Origin of the sequence: Spirillospora sp. NPDC048823 (assembly GCF_043198445.1) — a bacterium.
Classification (GTDB): Bacteria; Actinomycetota; Actinomycetes; order Streptosporangiales; family Streptosporangiaceae; genus Spirillospora.
On the sequence record NZ_JBICUT010000002.1, the window covers coordinates 106065 to 132056 of the forward strand.

Consider the following 25992-nt stretch of genomic DNA (forward strand, 5'->3'; position numbering starts at 1 on the left):
GCGTTCTAATAGGCTGTGCCCACTTCGAGGGAGGGGTGTGGTCATGGCGATCGGACTGACCGAGGAACACGAGGCGCTGGCGGCATCCGTGCGCGGGTTCGCGGAGCGGAACATCACGGCGCAGGCCGTCCGGGACGCGGACACCGGCTTCTGGCCGGCGCTCGCCGCGCAGGGGCTGCCCGGCCTGCATCTGCCGGAGGAGGCGGGCGGGCAGGGTTTCGGGCTCCTGGAGCAGGCGGTCGCGCTGGAGGAACTCGGCCGCGTCCTCGCCCCGGGGCCGTACACGCCGACCGTTCTGGCGTCGGCGGTCCTGCACGCCTGCGGGGCGGCGACGTTGCTGCCCGGACTGGCGGACGGTTCCCGTACGGCGGCGGTGGGGCTGTCCGGAAGCCTGGATGTGAACGGCTCCACCGTCTCCGGGACTGTGCGGCCCGTGCTGGGCGCACCGCTCGCCGACGTGTTCCTGCTTCCGGCCGGTGAACGCTGGGTCGTCGTTGAACGGGACGAGGTCGTCCTAGGGTTGCTGGAATCTCTGGACATCACTCGCCCTGTCGGATCGGTCACGGTCGACGGGTTGACCGTCCCCGACGAGCGGTTCCTGGACGACGTGGACGTGCAGGCGCTCGCCGTCGTCCTCCTAGGCGCAGAAGCCTGCGGTGTAGCGGGACGTGCCCTGGACGACGCGGTGGCGTACGCGAAGCTCCGTGAGCAGTTCGGCCGTCCGATCGGGCAGTTCCAGGGCATCAAGCACAAGTGCGCCCGGATGCTCATCGCCGTCGAGCGGGCCAGGGCGGCGGTCTGGGACGCCGCGCGCGCGCTGGACGAGCCGGAGGAACAGCGCGCCTACGCCGTCGGGGTCGCTGCGGCGCTGGCCGCGGACGCCGCCGTCACCTGCGCGGAAGGCAACATCCAGGTGCACGGTGGCATCGGCTACACCTACGAGCACGACGCCCACCTGCTCTACCGGAGGGCGCTGACGCTGCGCGCGCTCCTGGGACGGGCGAGCAAGCACAGGGCGGACGTCGCCGCGCTGACCGTCGCGGGAGTCCGGCGTCCCATGAACATCGACCTCCCCGACGACGCCGCGCCGGTGCGCGAGGAGATCCGCGCCCGCGTCGCCGAACTCGCCGCGATGGACCCCTTCGCACAGCGGGCGGCGATGGCGGAGGGCGGCTGGGTGACCCCGCATCTGCCGAAGCCGTGGGGGCGGGGCGCCGGGCCGCTGGAGCAGATCGTCATCCAGCAGGAGCTGAAGGCGGCGAAGGTGCGGCCGGTGCCGCTGATGATCGCGGCGTGGGTCGTCCCGTCGCTGGTCCAGTACGGGACGCCGGAGCAGCAGGAGCGGTTCCTGCCGCCGACGCTGCGCGGCGAGATCATCTGGTGCCAGCTGTTCTCCGAGCCGGGCGCGGGCTCCGACCTCGCCGGGCTGCGGACGCGCGCCGAACGCGTCGAGGGCGGCTGGAAGATCAGCGGCCAGAAGATCTGGACGTCGCTGGCCCGCGAGTCGCAGTGGGGCATCTGCATCGCCCGCACCGACCCCGATCGAGCCAAACACGACGGGATCACGTACTTCCTGGTGGACATGGCGTCGCCGGGCATCGAGATCAGACCGCTGCGCGAATGCACCGGCGACGCCGTCTTCAACGAGGTGTTCCTGGACGGCGTGTTCGTCCCGGACGACCTCGTCGTCGGGCCCGTCAACGCGGGCTGGCGCGTCGCACGCACCACCCTCGCCAACGAACGCGTCGGCCTGACCAGCAGCTTCCAACTCGGCGGCGACCTGCCCAAGCTGCTCGACCTCGCCGCAGGGCTCGACGTCGCGGGGGACCCGGTCGTCCGCGACGGCCTCGGCCGCCTGGCCTGCGACGAGCACTCCTTCAACCTCCTCGGCCTCCGCGCCACGCTCAAGCAGCTGTCGGGCACGGACCCGGGCGCGACGGCGAACGTCCGCAAGCTCGTGGCGATGGAGCACGGCCAGCAGGTCACCGAGTTCGGGTTCACGCTGCTCGGCGAGGACGGCGCGCTGACCGGCGGCTGGAAGGACGATCTGCGCGCCCGCTGGACCCGCTACCTGCTCGCGTCGCGCGCGATGAGCATCGGCGGGGGCACCACCGAGGTCAACCTCAACGTGATCGGTGAGCGCATCCTCGGCCTGCCCCGCGACCCCGACCCGGCGCGGCCGGGGGGTGCGGAGGGCCGTTCCCCCGCAAGGGAGCAGGTCGGGTAGCGTCCAGGCGCACACGGGGGAGTGGGCCGTACTGAACGATTGGGCGGATTGAACGAGCGGGCACGGCACCTGGCGGCCGCGCTGACCGGGCTGGGGCTCGGGCTCGCGGCGCTGGGGCCGGGGCTCGCGCCCGGCTTCGTGCTGTCGTACGACATGGTGTTCGTGCCCGATCCCGCGTTCACCCCCATGACGTTCGGGCTGACCGGGGTCGTGCCGCGGCACGTCCCGAGCGACGCGTTCATCACGGCGCTGGCCACCGTCGTCCCGGCGGACGTCGTGCAGAAGCTCGTCCTGCTGGCGATCTTCGTGGTGGCGTGCACGGCGGCGGCTTCGCTGGTGCCGTCCCGCCGGCCGGCGCCGCGCCTGGCCGCCGGGATCTGCTACGCGTGGAACCCCTTCGTCGCGGAGCGTCTGCTGCTCGGCCAGTGGGCGCTCCTCCTCGGCTACGCGGCTCTCCCCTGGGTGGTCGCGGCGGCATCGCGGACGGACGAGCCCGGTGGGGGGAGACGGCTGGTCCGAGCCCTGATCCCCGCCGCCGTCGGCGGCTTCGCGGCCCTGGCGGTGTCGGGGCTGACGGCTCTGGTGGTCGCCCTGGTGGCCGGAGGCCCGTCCGTCCGGGCGCGGGCGGCCGGTGCGGCACGGGTCGCCGGGGCCGCGGGGGTCCTGAGCCTTCCGTGGCTGGTGCCGGGGGCGCTGCGGCCGGCGGGCGTGCCGGGGGACGGGACGGCCGTCGACCTGTTCGCCGCCCGGGCCGACACCCCGTTCGGGACGCTCGGAAGCCTGCTCCTGCTCGGCGGCGTGTGGAACGGCGAGACGGTGCCGGACGGGTACGGGGCACCGGTGACCGCAACGATCTGGCTGGTCGTGGTGGTCATCGCGCTGGCCGCCTACTGGACGTGGTGCCGGGAGCCCCGGTGGCGGCGCGGCGCGGCCGCCGCGGCGGCGGCAGGGTTCGCGGTCGCGGCGCTGGGGGCGGTGGCGGCACCGGTCCTCGAAGGGCTCATCGGCCTCTGGCCGGGGTTCGCCGTCCTGCGGGACGGGCAGCAGTACGCGGCGCCGCTCGCCGTCGTGGTCGCGGTGGGGCTCGGGGTGGCCGCCGACCGGGCCGCCGAGGCGCGGTGGCCGGCGGTGCCGGCGGCGGCGATGGCCGTGCCGGTGATGCTGCTGCCGACGCTGGCGTGGGGGGCGGCGGGCGATCTGCGGGCCGTCCGCTATCCGGACGACTGGGCGCGGGCCCGGCAGATCATCGACGGCGACCCGGTCGAGGGCGACGTGCTGGTGCTGCCGTGGGCGTCGTATCGCAGCTACCCGTGGAACCACGGCCGCCGCGTCCTCGATCCGCTGCCCCGCCACCTGCACCGCCGGGTGATCGTGGACGACGCCGTCACCGTGGGGGGGACGACCGTCGCGCCCGAGGACCCGAGGGCGGTCCGGCTGGCGCCCGCCGCCCGGACGGGCTCCCCGCCCGTGACGACGCTGCGTGATGAGGGGGTACGGTACGTCGTGGTCGACGCCGAGATCGGCGCGCTCCGTCCGTCCGGCGCCGCCGTCGAGGTGCTGCGTGGCCCTGACCTGGCCGTCTATCGGATCGATGGGGCCGCGCATGTCGCGGCGGACGGGGTCCCGGCGGCGCCCGTCGCCGCCGGGTGGGCCATCGTCAGTCTTGTCGTTTTCTGGTCATTTCGGGCTTCAGGCACTACTCTGAGCATTCCGTTACTCGGCAGTATCATTGGCCGCAGTTCAACCCACCGACGAAGGACCCCCTGATGCGCATTGCCATCGCCGCAGTGGTCGGCGTCCTGTTCGCCGCCGGAGCGTCGTTCGGCACGGTCCAGCTGGTGAACTCCTCCCAGCAGGACCCAGTCATTAAGCCGTTGTACAACTACGGCTCCCGTTGACGCGTAGGCCCTGATGGGGACCCAGCGTGACGGCCCCGCCCTCCTGGAGATCGTCGTTCCCGCCTACAACGAGGCCCACCGGCTTCCGGAGGGGCTCGGCGAGCTGTGCGACAAGCTCGCCGGGCTGCCCGTGCGCGCTGACGTCATCGTCGTCGACAACGCCAGCACGGACGGCACCGCCGACATCGTCCGATCGTGGGACGGGCCGGTGCCCGTGCGGCTGGTGCACTGCGAACGCCGGGGCAAGGGAGCCGCGGTCCGCGCGGGACTGCTCGCGACCCGCGCACCCTATGTAGGATTCGTGGACGCCGATATGGCGACAGACCTCGACGCGCTGGACGAAGCCATCGTCCTGCTGCGTGAGGGCCGCCCGGTCGTGGTCGGGTCAAGGCGCCACGGTCGGTCGGTCGTCGAGGGCTACGCCGTGCCCGTCAGGCGGCTCGGCGCCATCACGTTCAACCGGATCGTCCGCGACCTCGTGGGCGGCATCGCCGACACCCAGTGCGGGTTCAAGTTCTTCGACGGGCCGCTGGCCCGCGCGGCGGCGGAGGATCTGCGCACGGCGGGCTTCTCGTTCGACGTCGAACTCCTCGCCCACTGCGTGCGGCGGGGCGCGTCCGTCACGGACATCCCGGTGGTGTGGAGTGACCGGCCGGGCTCGACGTTCTCGGTGCGACGGCATTCGCTGCAATGCCTGTTCGACCTGGCCCGGATCCGCGCGCGCGCCGGATTCCGGCTGCCGTCCGTGCCCGTGGCCCCGATCATCCCGGTCGTGCCCTTCCGGACGATGCTCGCCGAGCAGGAGCCGGGCGCGATCGTGCTGGAGAAGGGCCTGCCGTCGACGTCGAGCGCCAAGTCGGGATGAACGCGAGTACCCCAGCCCCCGACCCTCCCGCGCCCGATCCTCCAGGGCCCGGCGCAACCTCCATGGACCTGCGGCTTGCGATCGTCAACTGGCGGGATCCCTGGCATCCGGCCGCGGGTGGAGCCGAACGCTACGCCTGGGAGCTCGCGCGCAGGTTCGCCGGTCGTGGGGACCGTGTGCACTACGTCACGTCGAGAGCGCGCGGCCAGAAGCGCAGGGAACGCGTCGAGAACGTGGAGTTCGTGCGCCTCGGCGGCCGTTTCACCGTGTACCCCCTCGTGCTGCTGTGGCTGCTGGCTCACCGCATACGGCGGGCCGGCTCGTTCGACGCGGTCGTCGACTGCCAGAACGGCATCCCCTTCTTCACACCGTGGGTGCTCCCTCGCCGGGTGCCGGTGTTCTGCGTCATCCACCATGTGCACGACGCCCAGTTCGACCTGTACTTCCCGCGGTGGCTGGCCTGGCTCGGGCAGATGCTGGAGGGCCCGGTGAGCCGCTGGACGTATCGGCGGCACGCCTTCGTGGTCGTCTCGCCGTCCACGCTGCGCGCCGTAAGGGAGCGGCTGGGCTGGACAGGGCCCGCCCATGTCATCCCCAACGGAACGGCGGTCGCCGAACCCGGCGGGATGGTTCCGGAGCCCGCCGGAGACCCGGATCTGGTCTGCGTGACCCGTCTCGTCCCGCACAAGCGCCTCGGCCTCCTCCTCGACCTCGCGCAGCGGCTCGCGGAGAACCGCCCCGGGCTGCGGCTGCACATCGTCGGGGACGGGCCGGAAGCGCCCGCGCTGGCCGCGGGCATCACCGAGCGGGGCCTGGACGGCGTCGTCATCGCGCACGGGTACGTGGCAGAGGAGGTCAAGGCGTCCCTGGTCGCCCGCGCCGACCTGCACCTCAGCACGTCCCAGGGCGAGGGCTGGGGCCTCAGCGTGATCGAGGCCGCCGCGCTCGGCGTCCCGACCGTGGCCCATGACGTGGACGGCCTGCGCGACGCCGTGCGCGACACGGTCACCGGATGGCTCGTCCACCACGGCGACGACCAGGCCGGTGTCGTCGAACGGGCCCTCAAGGAACTGGACGATCCCGCGCGCCGGGAGGAGATCGCCGACTCCTGCCGGACGTGGGGCGGGGAGTTCGACTGGGCGCGGACGGCCGAGCGGATGCGCGACCTCCTCCTCACCGCCGCCGTCGGCGCCGGTTCTGCCGGGGCCGGTTCCTCCCGCGCCGGTTCCTCCCGCGCCGGTTTCTCTCGTTCCGGTTTCTCTCGTGCCTCTGCGCGCCCGTCCACTCGCCGTCCAGAGGTACCGTGACGGGCACCCGGGCCGATACACCGGGGCGGGCAGAAAGGGGCAGAGCGCGAGCATGGCCGTGGGAGAGGCGAATCCGCCCCGCGCCGGCGTGCCCGACCAGCCTGCCCCGGGCGGCGGGCCGCCGGACGGCATGGACACCGGTGAACGGCTGCGGGAGCGGCTGCGCGTCCTCGCGTGCTGCCTGACGCTCACCGCCCTGGCGTTCAGTACACGTCCCGGCGCCATCCTCGCCGACACGAAGATCGACATGGCGGTGAACCCGCTCGGGTTCCTCGGCCGGGCGCTGCACCTGTGGGATCCCGAGCAGTTCGGCCAGATTCAGAACCAGGCCGTCGGCTACCTGTTCCCAATGGGCCCGTTCTTCGCCCTCGGCGACGTGATCGGGATGCCCGCCTGGATCACCCAGCGGCTGTGGACGTCCCTGCTGCTGTGCCTGGCGTTCGTCGGCATGTGGAAGCTGGCGCGGCGGCTCGGCGTCGGCGGCCACGGCGCCTCGTCCAGCACCCCGCGCCTGTTCGCCGCGATGGGGTACGCGCTCGCACCGAACGCGCTGGCCACGCTCGGGCAGATCTCCTCGGAGTACATGCCGGTCGCGATGCTGCCGTGGATCGTCCTGCCGCTGGTCTCCGCGGCGTCCGGCGAGCGCGGGCGGCTGCGGGCCGCCGCCGCGTCGGGGCTGGCGATCGCCTGCTGCGGCGGCATCAACGCGACCGCCACCGTCGCCGTCCTGGTCGTCCCGTTCCTGTACATCGTGACGCGGCCGCGCGGCTCGTTCCGGCTGCGGCTCCTCGCGTGGTGGTCGGCGGCCACGGCCGCGGCGACGAGTTGGTGGCTGGTCCCGCTGCTGCTGACCGGGACGTACGGGTTCTCGTGGCTGACCTACACCGAGAAGGCGGTGACGACGACCGGCCCCACCGGCCTGATCAACGTGCTGCGCGGCGCGGAACGCTGGGTCAACTACCTGTTCGTGGACGGCCAGGTGTGGTGGCCGGTCGGGTACGAGCTGTCGGTCAGCCCGATACCGGTCATCTGCACCGGCGTGGTCGCGGCGCTCGGACTCGCCGGCCTGCTCGGCCGGCTGCTGCCGGAGCGGACGTTTCTACTGGTCACACTGCTGGCCGGGATCGCCATCCTGTCCATCGGCCACATCAGCGACATCCCGGGCCCGCTCGCCGGCCAGATGCGCGAACTGCTGGACGGGCCGCTCGCGCCCCTCCGCAACCTGCACAAGTTCGACGCGGCCGTCCGGCTGCCGCTCGCGCTCGGCCTGGCCCACCTGCTGGTCGTCGCGACAGGGAGGATCCGGGACGGCGCGACCCGGGGCGGCCGGGTCGGCGGCCCCGCCGGCGGGACGGCGTTCGGCGGGACGCTGAAAGGCCTGGTCAGCCTGCCCGTCGCCGCCGCCGTCGCGCTCGGCGGCATCGGCCTCACGGCCGTCTCCAACGGGCTGAGCGGGCCGGGCGACTTCAAGCAGGTCCCGCAGTACTGGCGGGACGCGGCGTCGTGGATCAACGCGCGGGCCGGGCAGCAGGGCGTGCTGGCCGTCCCCGGGGCGCCGTTCGGCGAGTACCTGTGGGGCCGCCCGATGGACGACATCGTCCAGCCGCTGCTGACGGCGCAGTGGGGCGTCCGGCAGCTCGTCCCCGCCGGTTCGCCCGGCTACACGCGCGCCCTGGACGCGATCGACCTGCAGGTCCGGTCGGGGCGGGGGTCGCCCGGGCTGAGCGAGTTCCTCGGCCGGATGGGCATCCGGTACGTGCTGGTCCGCAACGACCTGCGGCGCGAGACGCTGCGCGGTGCCTGGCCCGCCCGCGTCCATCAGGCACTGGACGACTCGGCCGGCATGCGCAGGGTCGCCTCGTTCGGCGGCCCCGTGGGTGTGGAGGCGGATGACGCGATGTCGTCCGTGGACCAGCGGTACCCCGCGCTGGAGGTCTACGAGGTCGAGGGAGCCGCGGCCGTCGCGAACCTCGCCGACGCCACCGACCCCGTCCGCGTGTACGGGGGACCGGAGTCGCTGCTGGCCATGGCGGACGACGGCGCGCTGCCCGCGGGGCCCGTCCTGCTGGACCACGACGCCCCCGACCTCAAGGGCGCCCCGGTCGTGACGGACTCGCCCCGGCTCGTCCGCCGCAACTTCGGCGAACTGCACCAGACGTCCCCGACGCTGTCGGCCGGGCATCGCCGGGAGGCCACCGACGTCCTGGACACGGACTGGAAACGGTATGCCACGCACGTGACCTACGGCGGCGGTGTCCGCGACGTCACGGCGTCCAGTTCGGCGGCCGGCGATGACGCGGTCCCGCAGAACCGCAAGCCCGGCGCGACCCCGTACGCCGCGTTCGACGGCAACCGGTTCACCGCCTGGGAGACGGGCGGGTGGACGGGCCCGTCCGGGCAGTGGCTGCGCGTCGACTTCGACCGCCCCCGGGACGTGACGAGCCTGACGGCCGCGTTCGTCCAGAACACCTCCTCCCTGGGGCCGCCGGTCTCACGTGTCGCGGTCGAGACCGAGAACGGGACGCTGGAGCAGGACGTCCGGCAGGCGGCCACGGCGCAGCCGCTCCGCGCACCGGACGGCCCCACCCGGTGGCTGCGGCTGCGCATCACCGAACTCGCCTCGGATCCGCCCGTCCAGGCCTTCGCGCGGGTGGCGGTGTCGGAGGTGTCGATCGGCGGCGTGCAACCGACCCGCACGTACACGCTGCCGGCGCCGGCCGGGATCGGCGGCCCGGCCACGTACGTGATGAGCCGGAGGCCCGGCGCGACGGCCGAATGCATGAAGGGCAGCCGGCGCTGGGTGTGCTCGCCGACCCTGGGGTCGAAGGACGAGGAAGGCGCCGGTTTCGACCGCACGTTCACGTCCGCGGTGGGCGGCGGCGCCCCCGTCACCGGAACGGCCGTCCTCACCGACCAGCGGTTGATCGACCGGTACACGGCCGTCCGGGGGCAGCCGGCCGTCACGGCGAGTTCGGTGCTGGCCGACCATCCCGCCGCCCAGCCGAGATCCGGGTTCGACGGCGACCCGGCGACGACCTGGATCGCGTCGGAGCAGGACGACACGGCGACCTACGGCGTCCGGTGGAAGGGCCGCAAGCCTGTGTCCAGGATCACTCTGCAGCGTCCACCGGCCGTGTCGGGGCCCATCCGCGTGCGGATCCAGGGCGGCAACGGTGAGATCCGCGAGGGACTGTCGGACCGCAAGGGCAGGCTGTCGTTCGCCCCGATGACCACCGACAGGCTGACGCTCACCTTCTTCAGGGAAACCCAGATCCAGCCGGTTCAGCTGACCGACCTCACCATCCCCGGTGTGAAACCGTTCCCGGACGTGCGCAGCTCCCCGCTGCAGCTGCCCTGCGGTTACGGGCCGAAGCTGCGGATCGGCCCGCCGGGCTCCCCGGTCGCCGGCTCCCCGGCCGCCGGCACCCAGGCCGCCGACATCCCGACGAAGGCCACCGGCACGCTCGGCGATCTGCTCGCCGGGCGCCCCCTGCGGTTCGCCGGCTGCGAGCAGGCGACGCTGAAGACCGGCCAGAACCGGCTGACCACCGCGCCCCTCGACTCCTACCGCATCGACACCGTGACGGTCGGCGCCAAGCCGGGGCAGGCCACCACCGCACGGCCGCCGGAGCAGGTCGAGATCATCAGCTGGGGATCGAGTTCCCGCAAGCTGAAGGTGGACGCCGCGACGCCGTCGTTCCTCACCGTCAACGAGAACTTCAACGACGGATGGAGCGCCACCGTCGGCGGCCACGAGCTGCGGGCCGTCCGGCTGGACGGGTGGAAGCAGGGCTGGCTCGTCCCCGCGGGCACCGGCGGCATCGTCGAACTCACCTACGGCCCCGACCGGGCACAGCAGGTCGCCGTGGTGGCCGGGCTCAACATGCTCCTCGTCCTGCTGATCATCGCCGTCTGGCCGGGCGGATCGAGGAACCGGCGCGATCCGCGGCAGCGGCCGCGCGCGCTGGTGGCCGGAACGGGCTGGCCCGCGTGGGCGGCCGTCGGGCTCGCCGCCGTGCTCGGCGGCTGGATCGCCGGTGCGCCCGGGTTCGCCGTCGCCGTCCTGGTCGCGGCCGGGTGCGGCTGGGCGCGCACCCGCCGCTCCGCCGTCCTGCGCGCCGTCGCGTCACCGTGGACGATCGCGATCGCCATGCTCGCCGGGACGGGATGCCTTGCCGCCGGCGCCTGGCTCAACAAGATCAGCAACTTCGCCGCCCCGTCCGGCCCGCTCGGCGACATCGCACCCCAGCTGCTCGGGCTCGTGATCGTCGGGCGGGTCGCGGCGGAGCTGTGGCGGCCACGGCCGGCCGGCGGCGGATCCGGCGGCCGGATCCCGCTCAGCTGGACGGCGCCGAAGCGGGGGCCCGGCGGGGACGGTCCCGGCGAGTCAGCCGCTGAACCGGACGCTCCACCAGGTAGTAACTCAGAGTCCCCGCTGCGATGGACGCCGCCGCCATCAGCGGGAGGTCCGTCGCCACGTCCCCCCGGAACACCCGGTCCGCCGCCTCATACCAGCCGACGATGATCAGCAGCTGCCACAGGAACAGGCCGTAGGAGATCCGGCCGAGGAACCGCATCACCGGGTTGGCGAGGACCGCGCCGAGCGCCGGATGCCCGGCCGGGGCCAGCGCCACCGGGGCGATCAGCGCCGCCGCGCACAGCCCGTCCACGACCAGGTGCAGGGTGGACGTCCAGAACGCGTCCGGTTCCTGGAGGGTGAGCGGTCCGGTCGCGGGCGTGGCGGCCACCACGTACAGCATCGCGGCCGCCACCCAGCACGCCGCCCACGAGTCCGAGACGGTCCGGCACAGCGTCGCCACGGGACGGCGCCCGTCCAGCCGCGCCCACACCGTCACCACGGCGAGGGCCATCCCCAGCGCGAACCAGACGAAGAAGCGCGGCAGCCACAGACCCATCTGCGTGTGCCGCGCCGGGAAGAACATCACGGCCGTGAAGGGGAACGACAGCGACCCGTACACCGCGATGCCGATCAGGAGCCGCTTGGCCCGCACCCCCACGTCGTGGGTGCGTTTCCGCCGCGCGTACCAGCCGAGGACGGCCGCCGTGAAGGGCAGCGTGGCGTACCAGGCGACCTCGACCACCAGGCTCCACAGCTGCCCCAGATGCGCGGGCCCCAGCACGCTGTCCCACCACACGCCGGGCACGTACGTATGCGTGACGGTGAGCAGGGAGACCCACGAGACGGGGTCGCCGATGTGGTCCCGTCCTGCCGTCAGCATGAAGCAGACGATCACGGCCCAGTAGGCGGGCATGATGCGGAGCACGCGCTTGCGCAGGTATTCGCCGATGCGCGGGGCGTCACGTCCGTTCAGCACCGCCGCCGCCCACGGACGGTAGAGAAGCAGGCCCGACAGGATGAAGAAGATGGGCACACCGACCTGGCCGCCGTTGAACAGCCAACGCGCGCCGGCCGGGTTGGTGATGGAGCCCGCCGTGGCGGCGACGTGGTAGACGAGGACGCCCAGTGCCGCCACGGCGCGCACACCGTCGAGCGTGTCCTGACGCCCGGAGATGGGCGGCGGCGTCGGTCTGGCCACCTGGGGGGCGGTTTTCAAGGCCCCTTCTTCCGGAGAATCAGGACCAGGTTCCAGGTGGCGATCTCGCGCAACCCCGGAATCCGGACGATTCCCGCGGCCCAGCGCGGATGGTAGCGGGGACCGGCGTCCAGGACGCGCACGTCGTCGCGGCCTCGCGCCCACCCCAGGGCCGCCGACACCGACACCGGGTGCAGGCTGAGTCCGTACCGGTTCTTCGGCGGGCGGCCGTTCCGGCGCTCGTACCTCCGGGCGGCCCGGTCTCCGCCGAGGTAGTGCCACGGCGAGGTCTCGTGCCCGCCCCACGGGGACAGCCAGTTGGTGAACGACAGGAAGACCGTCCCGCCCGGCCGGGTCACGCGGACCATCTCGTCCGCCATCCGCCACGGAGACGGGACGTGTTCCAGCACGTTCGACGAAAAGCAGACGTCGGCGGAGCCGGTGCGGAAGGGCAGGGCGAGCGCGCTGGCGACGAATGTGTTCGGCCCGCAGACGTTGTGCGCGGTCAATTCGGCGAGGTCGTGATCAATGCCCGTACAGCGGGCGCCGGCGGCCGTCAGCGTCCGTGCGAAGAAACCGGAGCCCGTCCCGACGTCGATGACGGTCGCCCCGGCGAGATCGGTGTACGAACTGAGTTGCGCGACGGCGTCACGAGCCATCAGTTCGTAGAAGTACTCCGGGTTGCTCCGCTCTTGCCGGAACGCGCTCAGAAGCCGGACTGACCGGGCCAGCGTGGCACGGTGTTCCAGGGGGATGCCGCGCTCTGGCTCGGGCGGCTGCCAGTCCTGCCTGGGGGGCGCCGTGGTCATCGCCACCTCGCTGTCGATTCGGGATCGGTCCAGGGTCCGGTTCGAGCGGATCCTACCGGCCAGTACGCTATGGACGTAAGCGTTCGCTGTTGAGGCTTAGAACACGGATTCATGGTGTTCTGCCTGCGGCAGTCGGCGCTTACTGTTACTGGACTGATGATTTCAGTGGCCCTGTAGGGTAACCCGGACATGCCGGACTCCCGCCCCTTGGCCTGAGAACGATGGCATTCCTCGGAGGTATCCATGCGGCGACCGGTCGGACTGGCCTTGATCGGCCTGGGCGCGTTCTTTCTCACGCTCGCGCCCCTGGTTCGTTTCTACGTGGCCGACCAGGTGATCGCCGCGCCACTGAACCGCTATCAGGTGACGCTTCTGGAATCGAAGAACTCCACGTACTTCGACCAGGCCGAACTCAAGACCAAGACGGGCGTCACCCTCATGGCCAAGAGCACCGTCCGCGGTGACGTCCGCGCCAACGAGGGCGACAACGACATCGCCGTCTGGGACTCCACGACCAACATCTACGACCAGGCCAACCCGGAGAACCCCGTCCAGATCCAGGGGTACCGGATCGCCTTCGACCGCCGGACGAGCGTCCTGACCAACTGCTGCGGCACGCACGTCGACGGCGACAACGCCGTCCGGATGTCGGGCTACGGGCTGCTGTTCCCCCTGGCGAACGTCCAGAAGCGCGACTACCCGGTCTTCGACACGACGACCAAGCAGACGGCGCCGATGGAGTTCAACGCCGTCGAGGAGATCCAGGGCCTCACGACCTACCGCTTCACCCAGTCCATCCCGCTGACGAAGACCGCCGCGATGGACGTCAAGCTGCCCGCCAAGATGCTCGGCCTCCCCGAGGAGGCTGGCGCCCAGAAGGTGGACCGCTACACCGAGGCCTACAACACCGTCTGGGTCGATCCGCGCACCGGAGTCCCGGTCAAGCACCGCAAGAACATCCGCAGCACCGTTCAGACCCCGGACGGCAAGGGCAAGATGATCGTCGCGCAGGCCGACCTCATCACCGTCGACAAGGACCAGAAGGCCGGGGTCGACCTGGCCGACAGCACGGCCTTGAAGATCGACGCGATGCGCAGCTACGTTCCGGGCGGCGCGATCCTGCTCGGCCTGATCCTGCTGGGCGTCGGCGGCTTTCTGGGGCTCGGCCGCCGCCCGGCCCCGCCGGCGCCGGTGGCCCCGCGCCGCTCCGACGGCAAGTTCGGCGACACGGCCCCGGCCGGCCCGCCGAACCCGCCGGCCGCGGCCCCGCCCGCTCCGCCGGAGGGCCGCCCGGCACCGAGCAGCCAGCGGCAGCAGCGCAAGGCGTCCGGCCCCACCCGCCGCCGCTGACGTCCCGCCCTTCCGCACCGGACCGCCCGGGTCACCGCGGGCCGCGTCGCCCTGCCCACCCGCCCAAGCTGATACGTGTTCTATATGGAGCTGTAAAGCGGATCAGCAAGGATCTTCCTAACTAGAACCTGTTGCAGTTTCGCTTGGGCGGGCCTAGGGTCGAGGTTGTGCGGACACGAGTCACCGAACTATTCGGCATTGAGTACCCGATCTTCGCGTTCAGTCACTGCCGCGACGTCGTCGCCGCGGTGAGCCGCGCAGGCGGCATGGGCGTCCTCGGCGCCCTGCATTTCACCCCCGAGGAGCTCGAACTCGAGCTCAAATGGATCGACGAGCACGTCGGTGGCAAGCCCTACGGCGTCGACACGGTGATGCCGGCCAAGTACGAGGGCGGCGACCTGGGCGACGCCGAGGAGCTGCTCGGCAAGCTGCAGGGGATGATCCCCGCGGAGAACCGCAGGTTCCTTGAGGACCTGCTCGCCGAGCACGGCGTCGAACCGTCCACCGAGAGCGCCACCAAGGCGCTGCTCGGCTGGACGGACCAGACCGCCCGGCCCCAGGTCGAGGTGGCGCTCCGCCATCCGATCGCGCTGCTGGCCAACGCGCTCGGCCCGCCCCCGGCCGATATCGTGGCGGAGGCGCACGAGCACGGCGTCAAGGTCGCCGGGCTCGCCTCCAACGCCCGGCATGCCCGCAAGCAGGTCGACGTGGGCGTCGACATCATCGTCGCCCAGGGCACCGAGGCAGGCGGCCACACCGGCGACGTCGCCACGATGGTGCTGATCCCCGAGGTCGTGGACGCGGTCGGCGACGAGACGATCGTCCTCGCCGCGGGCGGCATCGGACGGGGCCGGCAGATGGCCGCGGGCATGGCCCTCGGCGCCGACGGCGTCTGGACCGGCTCGATCTGGTTGACCGTCGACGAGGCCGACACCCCGGAACGCGCGCTGCCGAAGCTTCTCGAGGCGACGTCCCGGGACACGGTCCGGTCCCGCGCCTGGACGGGCAAGCCGGCCCGCTTCCTGAAGTCCGCGTGGACCGAGGCGTGGGAGAGCGAGAAGTCCCCCGGCTACCTCCCGATGCCCATGCAGTTCATGCTGATCGCGGACGCCCTGCCCCGCATCGCCCGCTCGGGCGACGGCGAGCTGGTCACGTTCCCCGTCGGCCAGATCGTCGGCTCGATGAACCAGGTCAAGCCCGCCGCCCAGGTCGTCTACGAGCTGATCGAGGAGTACGTCGAGGCCATCGAACGCCTCAACACCATCACTGAATCGGACTGACCTTCCTCGAACGCCGCCGCCGCGCCCAATTCCCCCTGGGCGCGGCGGCGCGCGTACGTCGGGCCCCCCGGCTCCCGGCGGGCGCCGGACCCGCGGTCAGAAGCGCGTCATCCAGGACAGGGCTCGCGCGAGGACGTAGTAGATCACGCCGGCGAGGGCCCAGTTGATGTAGAGCTGCTGCTCGGGGTCGGTGCGGGTGAAGACGTCGTGGAACGGCGTGGCGAGCCAGCCGCCCGCGTCGAGGACGGCGTCGACCAGGACGTTCCCGGGGTTGGCGTCGCCCCAGGTGAGAAGTATCCCCAGGGCCAGGATCGCGGCGGCCGCCCAGCCCGCGGCCATGATCATCGCACTGACCGGGTTCTGCCTGCTGCGCAGCCACCGCCGCGGCCTGCGCTTGACCACGACGGTCTTCGCCGTGTCGTCCGCCGGCGGCGTCTGCGCTCTGCCGGGCCAGAGCCGCCTGCGGGGTGCCTCCTTCGTGGTCTCGTGCCGCCTGCGTCCAAGGTGCGAGGCCATGGCCTGCTCAGTCCCTCCGTGACTCGGTTGCGACCAGCCGTGCCACGGAGAGAGGCCCGGAAACCCGGGCCGTGGTTTCGGACGGACCGTTATTTGCCCTTGTAGGCGGCGGGGCGCTTCTCCTTGAAGGCGAGGGAGCCTTCCTTGGCGTCCTCGGAGCCGATGACGGGCCAGCCGATCTCGTCGGAGATCTTGAGGGCGTCCTCCTCGGACAGGTGCTCGGTCTCGCGGTACGTGCGCAGGATCCCCTGGACGGCGAGCGGACCGCATTCGGCGATCTGGCCGGCCAGTTCACGGGCGGCGGCGAGGGCCGTGCCATCCGGGACGATCTTGTTGATCAGACCCATGCCGAGGGCCTCCTGCGGGGTCACCGAGCGGGCGGTGAGCAGGATGTCCATCGCGTTGGCGTAGCCGATCTGGCGGGGGAGCCGGATCGCGGAGCCGCCCATGGGGAACAGCCCGCGCTTCGCCTCGTACAGGCCGAGGGTGGCGCCTTCGGCGACGACGCGCAGGTCGGTGCCGACCAGGAGCTCGGTTCCGCCGGCGACGGCATATCCCTCGATGGCGCAGATGAGCGGCTTGGTGGGCCGGCCCTCGCGCAGCAGGCCCTTCCAGTGGAAGTCGGGGATCTGTGCCATGCGCTCCTGGACGCGGGGGTCGGACGGCGTCTGCCCCATGGCCTTCAGGTCGGCGCCGGCGCAGAATGTGCCTTCGGCCCCGGTGAGAATGCCGACGCGGATCTCCGGGGTGTCGGATATGTAGGCCCAGGCGTCCGCGAGGCCCACCAGCATGGACGAGCTGAGCGCGTTGCGCGCCTCGGGCCGGTTCATCGTGACGATGACGACGTGGCCGTCGCGCTCGACTGTGCAGTGCTCGGTGCTGATCGGCAGCCGCTCCGCCATGGTTCCTCCAGCTTAGATGGCAAACGAGAACAGATTCTAGTTAAGCCGTCGCCCTACCGGTAGGGGTTGATCTGCAAAACGAGAACGTGATCTACTTTGGTCGCCGGGGCGTCGCCGTGTGACGGCGCTCACCGTGCTGACGGCGCTCATCGTGCTACGTAGGGAGATCCGATGGGGTCATTGGGCTTTTGGCGGCTGGCGCAGGCCGATCCCGAGTGGGTCGCGGCCGTCGATCCGGACGGGACGAAGTACTCCGCGGGCGATCTGCTGGCCCGCTCCAACAGACTCGTCCACGGACTGCGCGCACTCGGTCTCAAGAACGGCGACGGCATCTGCGGGCTCGTTCCGAACGGCGTCGACGGACTGGTGCTGTACCTGGCGGCGCTGCAGGCCGGCTGGTACTACACGCCGATCAACTGGCATCTGGCCGGACCGGAGATCGCGTACATCGTCTCCGACGCCGAGGCCAAGGCGTTCTTCGTCCATGAGCGGTACGCCGCCGAGGGCGTGGCGGCCGCCGGGGAGATCGAGGCTCACCGGCGGTTCGCGTTCGGGAACGTCGAGGGATTCCGCCCGTACGGCGAACTCGTCGAGGGGCGGCCCGACACCCTTCCGGACGACCGGAGCAACGGCGCCACGATGCACTACACGTCCGGGACGACCGGGCGGCCGAAGGGCGTCAAGCGGGCGCTGATGGGCATCGATCCCGACGACAGCGCCGAACTGATGACGTTCCTGCTGACCCTCTTCGGCATCACGCAGGGACGCCCGGCGGGCGGCGAGCAGCAGGCCCATCTGATCACCTCACCGAACTATCACACGGCCGTCACCCAGTTCGGCGGCACGGCCCTGCACATGGGGCACACCCTCGTCTACACGGACCGGTGGGACGCCGAAGACACCCTGAGAATGATCCAGGAACACGGCGTCAGCAACACCCACATGGTGCCGACGCACTTCAAGCGGCTCCTCGGTCTGCCCGAGGACGTCAAGTCCCGGTACGACGTCTCCAGCATGAAGTGGGCGATCCACGCGGCCGCGCCGTGCCCGGTGCCGATCAAGCAGCAGATGCTCGACTGGTGGGGCGACTGCATCTGGGAGTACTACGCGGCGACCGAGGGCGGCGGGACGATAGCCAGCCCGGCCGACTGGCGCGCCCATCCCGGAACGGTCGGGAACGCCTGGCCGATCAGCGAGCTCCTCATCGTGGACGACGACGGTGAACCCGTTCCGGCCGGGACGCACGGCACGATCTACATGAAGATGGCCGGCGTCGAGTTCGAGTACAAGGGCGACAAGGAGAAGACGGAGAAGAACCGCCTCAAGGACTTCTTCACCGTCGGGGACATCGGCTATCTCACCGACGACGGGTTCCTGTTCCTGTCCGACCGCAAGGCCGACATGATCATCTCGGGTGGGGCGAACATCTACCCGGCCGAGATCGAGAACGAGATCACCATGCATCCGAAGGTCGCGGACGTGGCCGTGTTCGGCATCCCGGACGAGGAGTGGGGTGAGCAGATCAAGGCCGTCGTGGAGCCCGCCGAGGGCGTCGAACCCGGCGACGGGCTGACGGCGGAGATCCTCGCGTCGCTGGAGGGCCGGCTCGCCAGGATGAAGTGGCCGAAGTCCATCGACTACATCGAGACGATGCCGCGCGAACCGAACGGCAAGCTCCTCAAGCGCAGGCTCAGGGACCCGTACTGGAAGGACCGCGGCAGTGCCATCTGACACGGCGCCATCTAAGCCCAACCACGTCCTGGAGTTCCCCGGCGGGTACACGCGCTCGGTGGGGCCCGTCATCGGGCGGTTCCTCAGCGATCTGCGCGACGCCCGGCTCGTCGGCGTCCGCACGGCGGAGGGCCGGGTGCTCGTCCCGCCGTCGGAGTACGACCCCGACACCGGCGAGGACGTGACGGACGAGTTCGTCGAGGTCGGCCCGGTCGGGACGGTCACGACGTGGTCGTGGGTGCCGCGTCCGGCGAAGGAGCATCCGCTGGACCGCCCGTTCGCGTGGGCGCTGATCCGGCCGGACGGCGCCGACACCGCGCTCCTGCACGCGCTCGACCTCGGCGTCTTCGAGGAGGGCGCGGAGCCGCCGAGGTTCCTCAAGACCGGGATGCGCGTCCGGCCCAAGTGGCGGGCGGAGCGCACCGGCGGGATCGGCGACATCGAGTGCTTCCTCCCCGAGGTCACGGTGATCAACGCGCCGACGCGGCTGGAGTACTCGCTGAAGGGCGGCCAGGCGCTCGGCCGGTTCCTGGAGGGCATCTCGCAGGGCAGGATCCTCGGCCACCGGTGCCCGGTGTGCGAGCAGGTCATCGTCCCGATGAAGGGCCTGTGCCCGCGCGACGGCGTCCCCACCACCGAGGAGGTGGAGCTGCCCGACACCGGCACCGTCACCACCTTCGCCGTCAACAACATCCCCGACCCGCGCGCCCCCGAGGTGCCGTTCGTGTCGGGCTACGTGCTGCTGGACGGCGCCGGGCTGACGATGCTGACGCTCGTCGCGGGCGTCCCGGCGGACCAGGTCCGGATGGGCATGCGGGTCAGGGCGGCGTGGCGTCCCCGCGAGGAGTGGGAGCGGTCGATGAGCAACATCAAGTGGTTCGAGCCCATCGACGAGCCCGACGTCCCCTTCGAAGAGATCAAGGACTTCATGTGATGCGCGAGATCGCTGTCGTCGCCTTCACGCAGAGCCGCCACTCCGGCGAGGACCAGGGGCTGGCGGAGATCGAGATGCTCGCGCCCGTCATCACCGAGGTCAAGGAGAAGACGGGGCTGAAGCAGTTCGGCTTCACCTGCTCCGGGTCGTGCGACTACCTCGCCGGCGCGCCGTTCTCGTTCGTGTCGGCGCTGGACGCGGTGGGTGCGTGGCCGCCGATCTCGGAGAGCCACGTCGAGATGGACGGTGCCTGGGCGCTGTACGAGGCGTGGGTGAAGCTGCTGCACGGCGAGATCGACACGGCGCTCGTCTACGGGTTCGGGAAGTCGTCGCAGGGGGACCTGCGCACGATCCTCACCCAGCAGCTCGACCCGTACCACCTGGCGCCGCTCGGCATCGACCAGGTGTCGCTGGCCGCGCTTCAGGCCCGCGCCTACATGGAACGGTCGGGCGCCAAGGAGGACGACCTGCGCGCCGTCGCGGCACGGTCCCGGGCGTCCGGACGGGACAACCCGTTCGCGCTGCACCTGCCGGAGCCTGAGGACGAAGGCTACGACGTGGCTCCGCTGCGCCCGTACGACGTCGCGCCCATCACCGATGGTGCGGCGGCGATCGTCCTCGCGGCGGGGGACAAGGCGCGGGAGCTGTGCGAGCGCCCCGCGTGGATCACCGGGATCGACCACCGGACCGAGGCGCACGCGCCCGGCGTCCGCGACCTGACCCGCTCGGACGCGACGCGCATCGCCGGGGAGAAGGCGGGCGCCGCGGGCGTCGAGGTCGCCGAGCTGCACGCGCAGTTCAGCCATGAGGAGCTCATCCTGCGCGAGGCCCTCGGCCTGGGCGACGACGTGGCGGTCAACCCGTCCGGCGGCGCGCTGTCGGCCAACCCGATGATGGCGGCGGGCCTGATCCGGATCGGTGAGGCGGCCGCCCGCATTCACGACGGGACGGCGTCCAGGGCCCTCGGCCACGCCTCGTCCGGCCCCTGCCTCCAGCAGAACCTCGTCTGCGTGCTGTCGGGAGAGAGCGAATGAGCAACGCGTGTGCGGTCATCGGCGTCGGGCAGACGGCGTACAAGACCAAGCGGCTTGACGTGTCGATGGCGGGGATGCTGCGCGAGGCGGCCCGGCGGGCGCTCGACGACGCCGGCCTCACCTGGAAGGACATCGACGCCGTCGTCGTCGGCAAGGCCCCCGACCTGTTCGAGGGCGTCATGATGCCGGAGACGTTCCTGGCGGAGGCGCTGGGCGCCAAGGGCAAGCCGATCATGCGCGTGCACACGGCCGGCTCGGTCGGCGGGTCCACGGCGATCGTCGCGGCCGGCCTGATCCAGGGCGGCGTGCACCAGCGCGTCCTCACGGTGGCGTGGGAGAAGCAGTCGGAGTCGAACGCGACGTGGGCGCTGACCGTGAACTCGCCGTTCACGACGTCGCTGGTCGTGGGCGCGGGCGGCTACTTCGCCCCGCACATCCGCGCCTACATGCGTCGGTCGGGCGCCCCCGACCACATCGGGATGCTGGTCGCGGTCAAGGACCGGGAGAACGCGCTGCGGAACCAGTACGCGCACCTCAAGATCCCGGGCATCTCGCGGGAGATGGTCGAGTCGACCCCGATGCTGTGGGAGCCGATCCGCTACCTGGAGACGTGCCCGTCGTCGGACGGGGCGTGCGCCATGGTGCTGGCTTCCGAGGACGCCGCGAAGAAGGCGCCGAATCCGCCCGCGTGGGTGCACGGCACGTCGATGCGGTCGGAGCCGATGATGTTCGCCGGGCGCGACTCCGTGAGCCCGCAGGGCGGCAAGGACGCGGCGGCGGACGTGTACCGGCAGGCCGGGATCAGCGATCCGCGCCGCGAGCTGGACTGCGCCGAGGTGTACGTCCCGTTCTCCTGGTACGAGCCGATGTGGCTGGAGAACCTCGGGTTCTGCGGCGAGAGCGAAGGCTGGAAGCTCACCGAGGCGGGGGCGACGGCGATGGACGGTGACATCCCGTGGAACCCGTCCGGCGGCGTGCTGTCGTCCAACCCGATCGGCGCGTCCGGGATGATCCGGTTCGCCGAGGCGGCGCTGCAGGTGCGCGGGCTGGCCGGCGACCATCAGGTGGACGGCGCGCGGCGCGCGCTGGGCCACGCCTACGGAGGCGGCGCCCAGTTCTTCGCGATGTGGATAGTCGGCAGCGACAAACCCTGACCCCCCGAAAGGGCCGTCCGATGGAGTACAACCACGCTGATCTGTTCGAGGGAGTCGCGGACGCGATCGGGGAGCGTGTCGCCCTGGTGTGCGGCGACCGGCGACTCACCTACGCCGAGATGGACGAGCACGCGAACCGTCTCGCGCACCACCTGGCGGGTGCGGGCGTCGGGCCCGGCCAGCATGTCGCGGTCCAGCTCTACAACGGCATCGAGTACGCGGCGGCGCTGCTGGCGGTGCTGAAGATCCGGGCCGTCCCCATCAACGTCAACTACCGGTATGTGGAGAGCGAGCTGCTCTACATCTACCGGGACTCCGACAGCGTCGCGCTTCTGTACGACGTCGAGTTCGAGGACCGCGTCGCCGCGACCGCCGCGGAGGTGCCCGAGCTGAGGCACCTCATCGCGGTGGGCGGCACGCCGTCCATACCGGGCGCGGTCGCCTACGACGACGCGGTGCGGGACGCGGACGGAACGCGAGGCTTCCCGGCGCGTTCCCCCGACGACCTCTACATCATCTACACGGGCGGCACGACGGGGATGCCGAAGGGCGTCATGTGGTCGACCGAGCAGATTCTGCACGCGTTCTGGAACCCGTCGCTTCCGCGGCCGTCGAGACCGCAGGACATCGTCGAGAACGCCCGCAACGGCGGCCCGCTGGTGATGATGCCGGTCGCGCCGCTGATGCACGGCGCCGCGCAGCTCGCCACGTGGATCGCCTGGTTCATGGGCGCGACGCTCGTGTACACGCGCAAGTTCGACGCGGCCGAGGTGTGGCGGACGATCGAGCGGGAGAAGGTCAACTCGCTGACCATCACCGGCGACGCCATGGCGATCCCGATGGCGGAGGAACTGGCGCGCGGCGACTATGACACGTCGTCGCTGCTGGCGTTCGTGTCCACGGGCGCGATCTTCACCGGGACCGTCCGCAACCGTATCCAGGAGCTCCTGCCGAACACGATGACCCTGGACCGGTTCGGGTCGACGGAGTCGGGCTCGACGGCCGAGGCGGTGGCCGGGTCGACGCCGGAGAAGGGCCTGCGGTTCGCGCCGGACGTGGAGGACGTCACCGTCCTCGACGACGCGCTCCAGCCGGTCAAACCGGGATCGGGCGTCATCGGGCAGGTCGCGCGGACGGGGTACATCGCGCAGGGCTACTACAACGACCCGGAGAAGACGGCGAAGACGTTCCCCGTGGTGGACGGGCGGCGCTGGCTCCTCACCGGCGACATCGCCACCGTCGAGGAGGACGGCGCGATCGCCGTGTTCGGGCGGGGCTCGCAGGCCATCAACACCGGCGGCGAGAAGGTGTTCCCGGAGGAGGTCGAGGCCGTCCTGAAGGGCCATCCGGGCGTGTACGACGCGGTCGTGACGGGTGTCCCGGACGAGCGCTGGGGCAACCGGGTCGCGGCGGTGGTCCAGCCGTCCGGCGGTGGCGAGCCGCCCGCGACCGAGGACCTGGACGCGCACTGCCGCAAGGAGCTGTCGGGCTACAAGGTGCCGCGCGTCTACGCGTTCGTGGACGAGATGAAGCGCTCCCCGGCCGGCAAGGCCGACTACCGGTGGGCGAAGCAGATCGCCGAGGAGGCGGAGGAGGCCCGAGGGTAGCGGGCGCCCAAGAGGAGGGAGAGCGCCCGGGTGTAGAGGTCGGCCCCGAACCTTCGTGGGATTCGGGGCCTGGAGACGGACCTCTGTTAGTGGCCCTAATAAAATGATCCTAGGGGCCGTCCCGGGGTGCTCTGATCATCCAGGGTGTCGCCTTCGCCACACGCGGCGGGCATCCGCCGCGCCCGCACGCATGCCGACCCACTAGAATCTCCTCCAAAGAGTCACTCTTGCATTGAGTCTCTCTGCAGCGGAGAGAAGGGGAGGGGTAAGGCGTGACGACTCCGGAACGGGAGCGGATGGCGGGCGAACTGCAGATGGCGATGCAGCGCAGCACCATGTTCACGGTGCTGCTGCACCATGCCACCGCGAGCAAGGCGGGCATGAACGTCACCGACGCGCAATGCGTCAACGCGCTGTCGCTCGACGGGCCGCAGACCCCCGGACGGCTCGCCCAGCTGATGGGCATCACCACAGGGGGGGCCATCACCGCCGTGATCGACCGGCTGGAGAAGGCGGGCTACGTCCGGCGCACCCGCGACCCCGACGACCGCCGGCGCGTGATCGTCGAACTCGTCGAGGACAACGTCGTGGAGTTCGCCCGGTACTTCGAGCCGATCAGGCGTCTCTTCCGTGATCGGCTCGACGGCTACAGCGACGAGCAGGTCGCCTTCCTGCTGGACTGGATCCGCCGCAACAACGAGGCGATGCCCCAGATCATCGAGGAGGTCAGAAAGCTGCCCGACCCCATCTGAGGCCGCCTCGGCCCGAGCTTGACGCGGACCTCCGACGCGGCGGCCCTCCCACGCGGCCGACTGCGGCTCCGGGACGGCCCCCGCCAGTCCCGGAGCCGGTCGGCACCGGGTCCAGGAACGGCCGCGGCGGTCCCCCCGGCCGCGGCGACCGTCCCTGGAGCTTGCCGGGAACGTCATGGCGACGTTCGCGTGACTACAGGCCCATGACCGCCACGTCGCAGGTCACACACCTTGTGGACGGTGACTTCGGTCACACCGCGCCATTTCGGGCCCCTTCGACGCTCTCGCGGCCGCCCACGGCCGCCGGGCGATCCAGGTCGCCCGCGAGGACCGCTGAGAGCCGTCCGTTCGGGCGCCACCGGACCGCCGGCGATGAGATCATGAAGGCATGCGCGTAGGACCTGAGAGCCGCTGACGTGGAGCCGCTGCGTCCCGAGGACCCCGCCGAGATCGGCGGATACCCGCTGGTCGCCCGTATCGGCGCGGGCGGCATGGGCCAGGTGTATCTGGGGCTCACCGGCGCCGGCCGGCACGTCGCCCTCAAGGTGATCCGCGAGGACTTCGAGGGCCCGCAGGCGCTCGCCCGGTTCCGCCGCGAGGTCGCCACCGTCGAACGGGTGCGCAGCCGGTTCGCCGCCGCGATGGTCGGCGCCGGGCTGGACGCGCCGCCGTACTGGCTCGCGACCGAGTACGTCCCCGGCCCGACGCTCCGCCAGGCCGTCGCCGAGCACGGGCCGCCGCCGCCGGACACCTGCCTGCGGCTGCTGGCCGCCCTGGCCCAGGGGCTGCTGGAGATCCACGGGCAGGGCGTCCAGCACCGCGACCTCAAGCCCGGCAACGTGATCCTCGCCCCGGACGGGCCCCGGCTGATCGACTTCGGCATCGCCCGCGGCGAGGGCCAGACGCAGATCACCCAGACCGGCGCGTGGAACGGCACCCCCGGGTACGTCGCGCCCGAGGTCGTCCGCGAGCAGGAGCCCGTCCCCGCGTCGGACGTGTTCTCCCTCGCCGGCACCGTCGCGTACGCCGCCACGGGACGCCCGCCGTTCGGTGGCGGCCGCATCGAGGCCATCATCCACCGGACCCTCGACGGCGACATCGACCTCGACGGGGCCGACCCGCGCGTCGCCGATCTCGTCCGGCTCTGCGCCGAGAAGGAGCCCGGCTCCCGGATTGCGCTGGAGCGGCTGATCGAGATGGCCGCGTCCCCGGTCGCTCTCGCCGCCGATCCCGGCTACCGGCGGCTGGTGGGCGTCCCGCGGCCGGTGCCCGCCGGCCTCGCGGACGCCGCCGCGTCCGGTCTCGTCCCGCCGGACCGCACGAGGACGGTACCGGGAGGCGGGACGAGACTGCGGTCGCGCGCCGCCGTCATCGCGGCGGGCGCCGGGATGGTCGCCGTCGTGCTGGGCGGTGCCTTCGTCGCCAGGTCCGTGCTGAACGGCGACGACGGCCGGAGCGGCGCGAACGCGTCCCGGAACGGACAGGGGACGGGCGGCGGAGAGACGGGCGGCGGAGAGGCGGGCGCCCCCACGACATCGGCGGGCTCGCCCGCGGAGCGGACGCCCCGGAAGGACGGCCGTCCGCCGGACAAGATCCTGGTGAAGCAGCCCACCGCGGACTACCACGCCATGGAGTTCTCCCAGAAGGACTTCACGTGCCTGCCCGCGATCCGCTCCGAGGACGAGACCCTCTCCGGCCAGTTGCAGGTTTCGGCGCCGCGCCGGCCGTACACGAAGGAGTCCGTCGAGTTCGGCATGCGCTTCAAGTACGCGACTCCGTCCAACTACTACGTGGTGGCCCAGCTCCGCCCGCCGGGGCCGCATGGCAGCGCGGGGCCGGGATGGGTCCACAGCAAGCCGCATCTGTATCCGGCAGGCACCTCCGGGCTCGACCTCACCTTCCCGGACGACTTCGTGTGGGAGGGATCCGGCGGCGGGACGGGCCCTCTGGCGAGAAAGGGCGTCTGGACGATCGTCTGGATGCACGTCCATCCCAACGGCGACGCCTACTACATCGGCTGCGACGGCTTCACGGCCGCGTAGTCGCCGGACGGCGTGCGGCCACCGGAAGG

General features: G+C 71.7%; 18 protein-coding genes and 1 pseudogene. 15 read left to right on the forward strand and 4 right to left on the reverse strand.

Features of this window, described 5'->3' with window-relative positions; translation table 11 throughout:
- Positions 1-43: 43 nt before the first annotated feature.
- The 6 genes and pseudogenes from ACGFK0_RS04180 to ACGFK0_RS04205 all read left to right on the forward strand — a co-directional run.
- Positions 44-2227, forward strand: coding sequence for an acyl-CoA dehydrogenase (locus tag ACGFK0_RS04180; protein WP_392899857.1), 2184 nt, complete (start codon positions 44-46; stop codon positions 2225-2227).
- 39 nt (positions 2228-2266) lie between these two features.
- Entirely contained in the window at positions 2267-3994 is a 1728-nt protein-coding gene (locus ACGFK0_RS04185) for a hypothetical protein (protein WP_392899860.1), read from the forward strand.
- Positions 3994-4125, forward strand: a complete 132-nt coding sequence (locus ACGFK0_RS04190; RefSeq protein WP_392899863.1) for a hypothetical protein — start codon at positions 3994-3996, stop codon at positions 4123-4125. Before ACGFK0_RS04185 ends, ACGFK0_RS04190 begins: the two co-directional genes overlap by 1 nt.
- Positions 4126-4138: 13 nt before the next feature.
- The gene (locus ACGFK0_RS04195) at positions 4139-4990 is read left to right on the forward strand and encodes a glycosyltransferase (protein ID WP_392899866.1); all 852 of its coding nucleotides are present in this window, start codon (positions 4139-4141) and stop codon (positions 4988-4990) included.
- Positions 4991-5052: 62 nt separating this feature from the next.
- Positions 5053-6297: a glycosyltransferase family 4 protein gene (locus ACGFK0_RS04200; protein ID WP_392899868.1), complete on the forward strand. Its 1245-nt coding sequence runs from the start codon at positions 5053-5055 to the stop codon at positions 6295-6297.
- 130 nt (positions 6298-6427) lie between these two features.
- Positions 6428-8797: pseudogene (locus ACGFK0_RS04205) on the forward strand (alpha-(1->3)-arabinofuranosyltransferase family protein); the annotation flags it as partial.
- Between the two features lie 1837 nt (positions 8798-10634).
- Here the strand turns inward: ACGFK0_RS04205 and ACGFK0_RS04210 are convergent.
- On the reverse strand, positions 10635-11873 hold the full coding sequence (locus ACGFK0_RS04210) for an acyltransferase family protein (protein WP_392899870.1): 1239 nt from the start codon (positions 11871-11873) through the stop codon (positions 10635-10637).
- Positions 11870-12661: a class I SAM-dependent methyltransferase gene (locus ACGFK0_RS04215; RefSeq protein ID WP_392899872.1), complete on the reverse strand. Its 792-nt coding sequence runs from the start codon at positions 12659-12661 to the stop codon at positions 11870-11872. The genes ACGFK0_RS04210 and ACGFK0_RS04215 overlap by 4 nt, the downstream gene beginning before the upstream one ends.
- Positions 12662-12904: 243 nt before the next feature.
- On the opposite strand from ACGFK0_RS04215, the gene ACGFK0_RS04220 reads away from it, so the two are divergent.
- The gene (locus tag ACGFK0_RS04220) at positions 12905-14011 is read left to right on the forward strand and encodes a DUF3068 domain-containing protein (RefSeq protein WP_392899875.1); all 1107 of its coding nucleotides are present in this window, start codon (positions 12905-12907) and stop codon (positions 14009-14011) included.
- Positions 14012-14178: 167 nt separating this feature from the next.
- Positions 14179-15291: an NAD(P)H-dependent flavin oxidoreductase gene (locus ACGFK0_RS04225; protein ID WP_392899878.1), complete on the forward strand. Its 1113-nt coding sequence runs from the start codon at positions 14179-14181 to the stop codon at positions 15289-15291.
- Positions 15292-15387: 96 nt separating this feature from the next.
- On the opposite strand, the gene ACGFK0_RS04230 is transcribed toward ACGFK0_RS04225, so the two are convergent.
- Together ACGFK0_RS04230 and ACGFK0_RS04235 are read right to left on the reverse strand one after the other, a co-directional pair.
- Complete coding sequence (locus ACGFK0_RS04230; RefSeq protein ID WP_392899881.1) at positions 15388-15807, reverse strand: hypothetical protein; 420 nt, start codon at positions 15805-15807, stop codon at positions 15388-15390.
- Positions 15808-15896: 89 nt separating this feature from the next.
- On the reverse strand, positions 15897-16709 hold the full coding sequence (locus tag ACGFK0_RS04235) for a crotonase/enoyl-CoA hydratase family protein (protein WP_392899883.1): 813 nt from the start codon (positions 16707-16709) through the stop codon (positions 15897-15899).
- A gap of 171 nt (positions 16710-16880) precedes the next feature.
- Between ACGFK0_RS04235 and ACGFK0_RS04240 the strand changes: the two genes are divergently transcribed.
- The 7 genes from ACGFK0_RS04240 to ACGFK0_RS04270 all read left to right on the forward strand — a co-directional run bounded on the left by ACGFK0_RS04240 (position 16881) and on the right by ACGFK0_RS04270 (position 25963).
- Entirely contained in the window at positions 16881-18440 is a 1560-nt protein-coding gene (locus tag ACGFK0_RS04240) for an acyl-CoA synthetase (protein WP_392899885.1), read from the forward strand.
- The gene (locus ACGFK0_RS04245) at positions 18430-19374 is read left to right on the forward strand and encodes a Zn-ribbon domain-containing OB-fold protein (protein ID WP_392899888.1); all 945 of its coding nucleotides are present in this window, start codon (positions 18430-18432) and stop codon (positions 19372-19374) included. The genes ACGFK0_RS04240 and ACGFK0_RS04245 overlap by 11 nt, the downstream gene beginning before the upstream one ends.
- The gene (locus ACGFK0_RS04250) at positions 19374-20408 is read left to right on the forward strand and encodes a thiolase domain-containing protein (protein WP_392899889.1); all 1035 of its coding nucleotides are present in this window, start codon (positions 19374-19376) and stop codon (positions 20406-20408) included. The genes ACGFK0_RS04245 and ACGFK0_RS04250 overlap by 1 nt, the downstream gene beginning before the upstream one ends.
- A complete protein-coding gene (locus tag ACGFK0_RS04255; protein WP_392899892.1) occupies positions 20405-21562 on the forward strand; it encodes a thiolase domain-containing protein in 1158 nt (385 codons plus the stop codon). Before ACGFK0_RS04250 ends, ACGFK0_RS04255 begins: the two co-directional genes overlap by 4 nt.
- A gap of 20 nt (positions 21563-21582) precedes the next feature.
- The gene (locus ACGFK0_RS04260) at positions 21583-23169 is read left to right on the forward strand and encodes an acyl-CoA synthetase (protein ID WP_392899894.1); all 1587 of its coding nucleotides are present in this window, start codon (positions 21583-21585) and stop codon (positions 23167-23169) included.
- Between the two features lie 272 nt (positions 23170-23441).
- The gene (locus ACGFK0_RS04265) at positions 23442-23921 is read left to right on the forward strand and encodes a MarR family winged helix-turn-helix transcriptional regulator (protein ID WP_392899897.1); all 480 of its coding nucleotides are present in this window, start codon (positions 23442-23444) and stop codon (positions 23919-23921) included.
- A gap of 416 nt (positions 23922-24337) precedes the next feature.
- Entirely contained in the window at positions 24338-25963 is a 1626-nt protein-coding gene (locus ACGFK0_RS04270) for a serine/threonine protein kinase (protein ID WP_392899900.1), read from the forward strand.
- Positions 25964-25992: the final 29 nt, after the last annotated feature.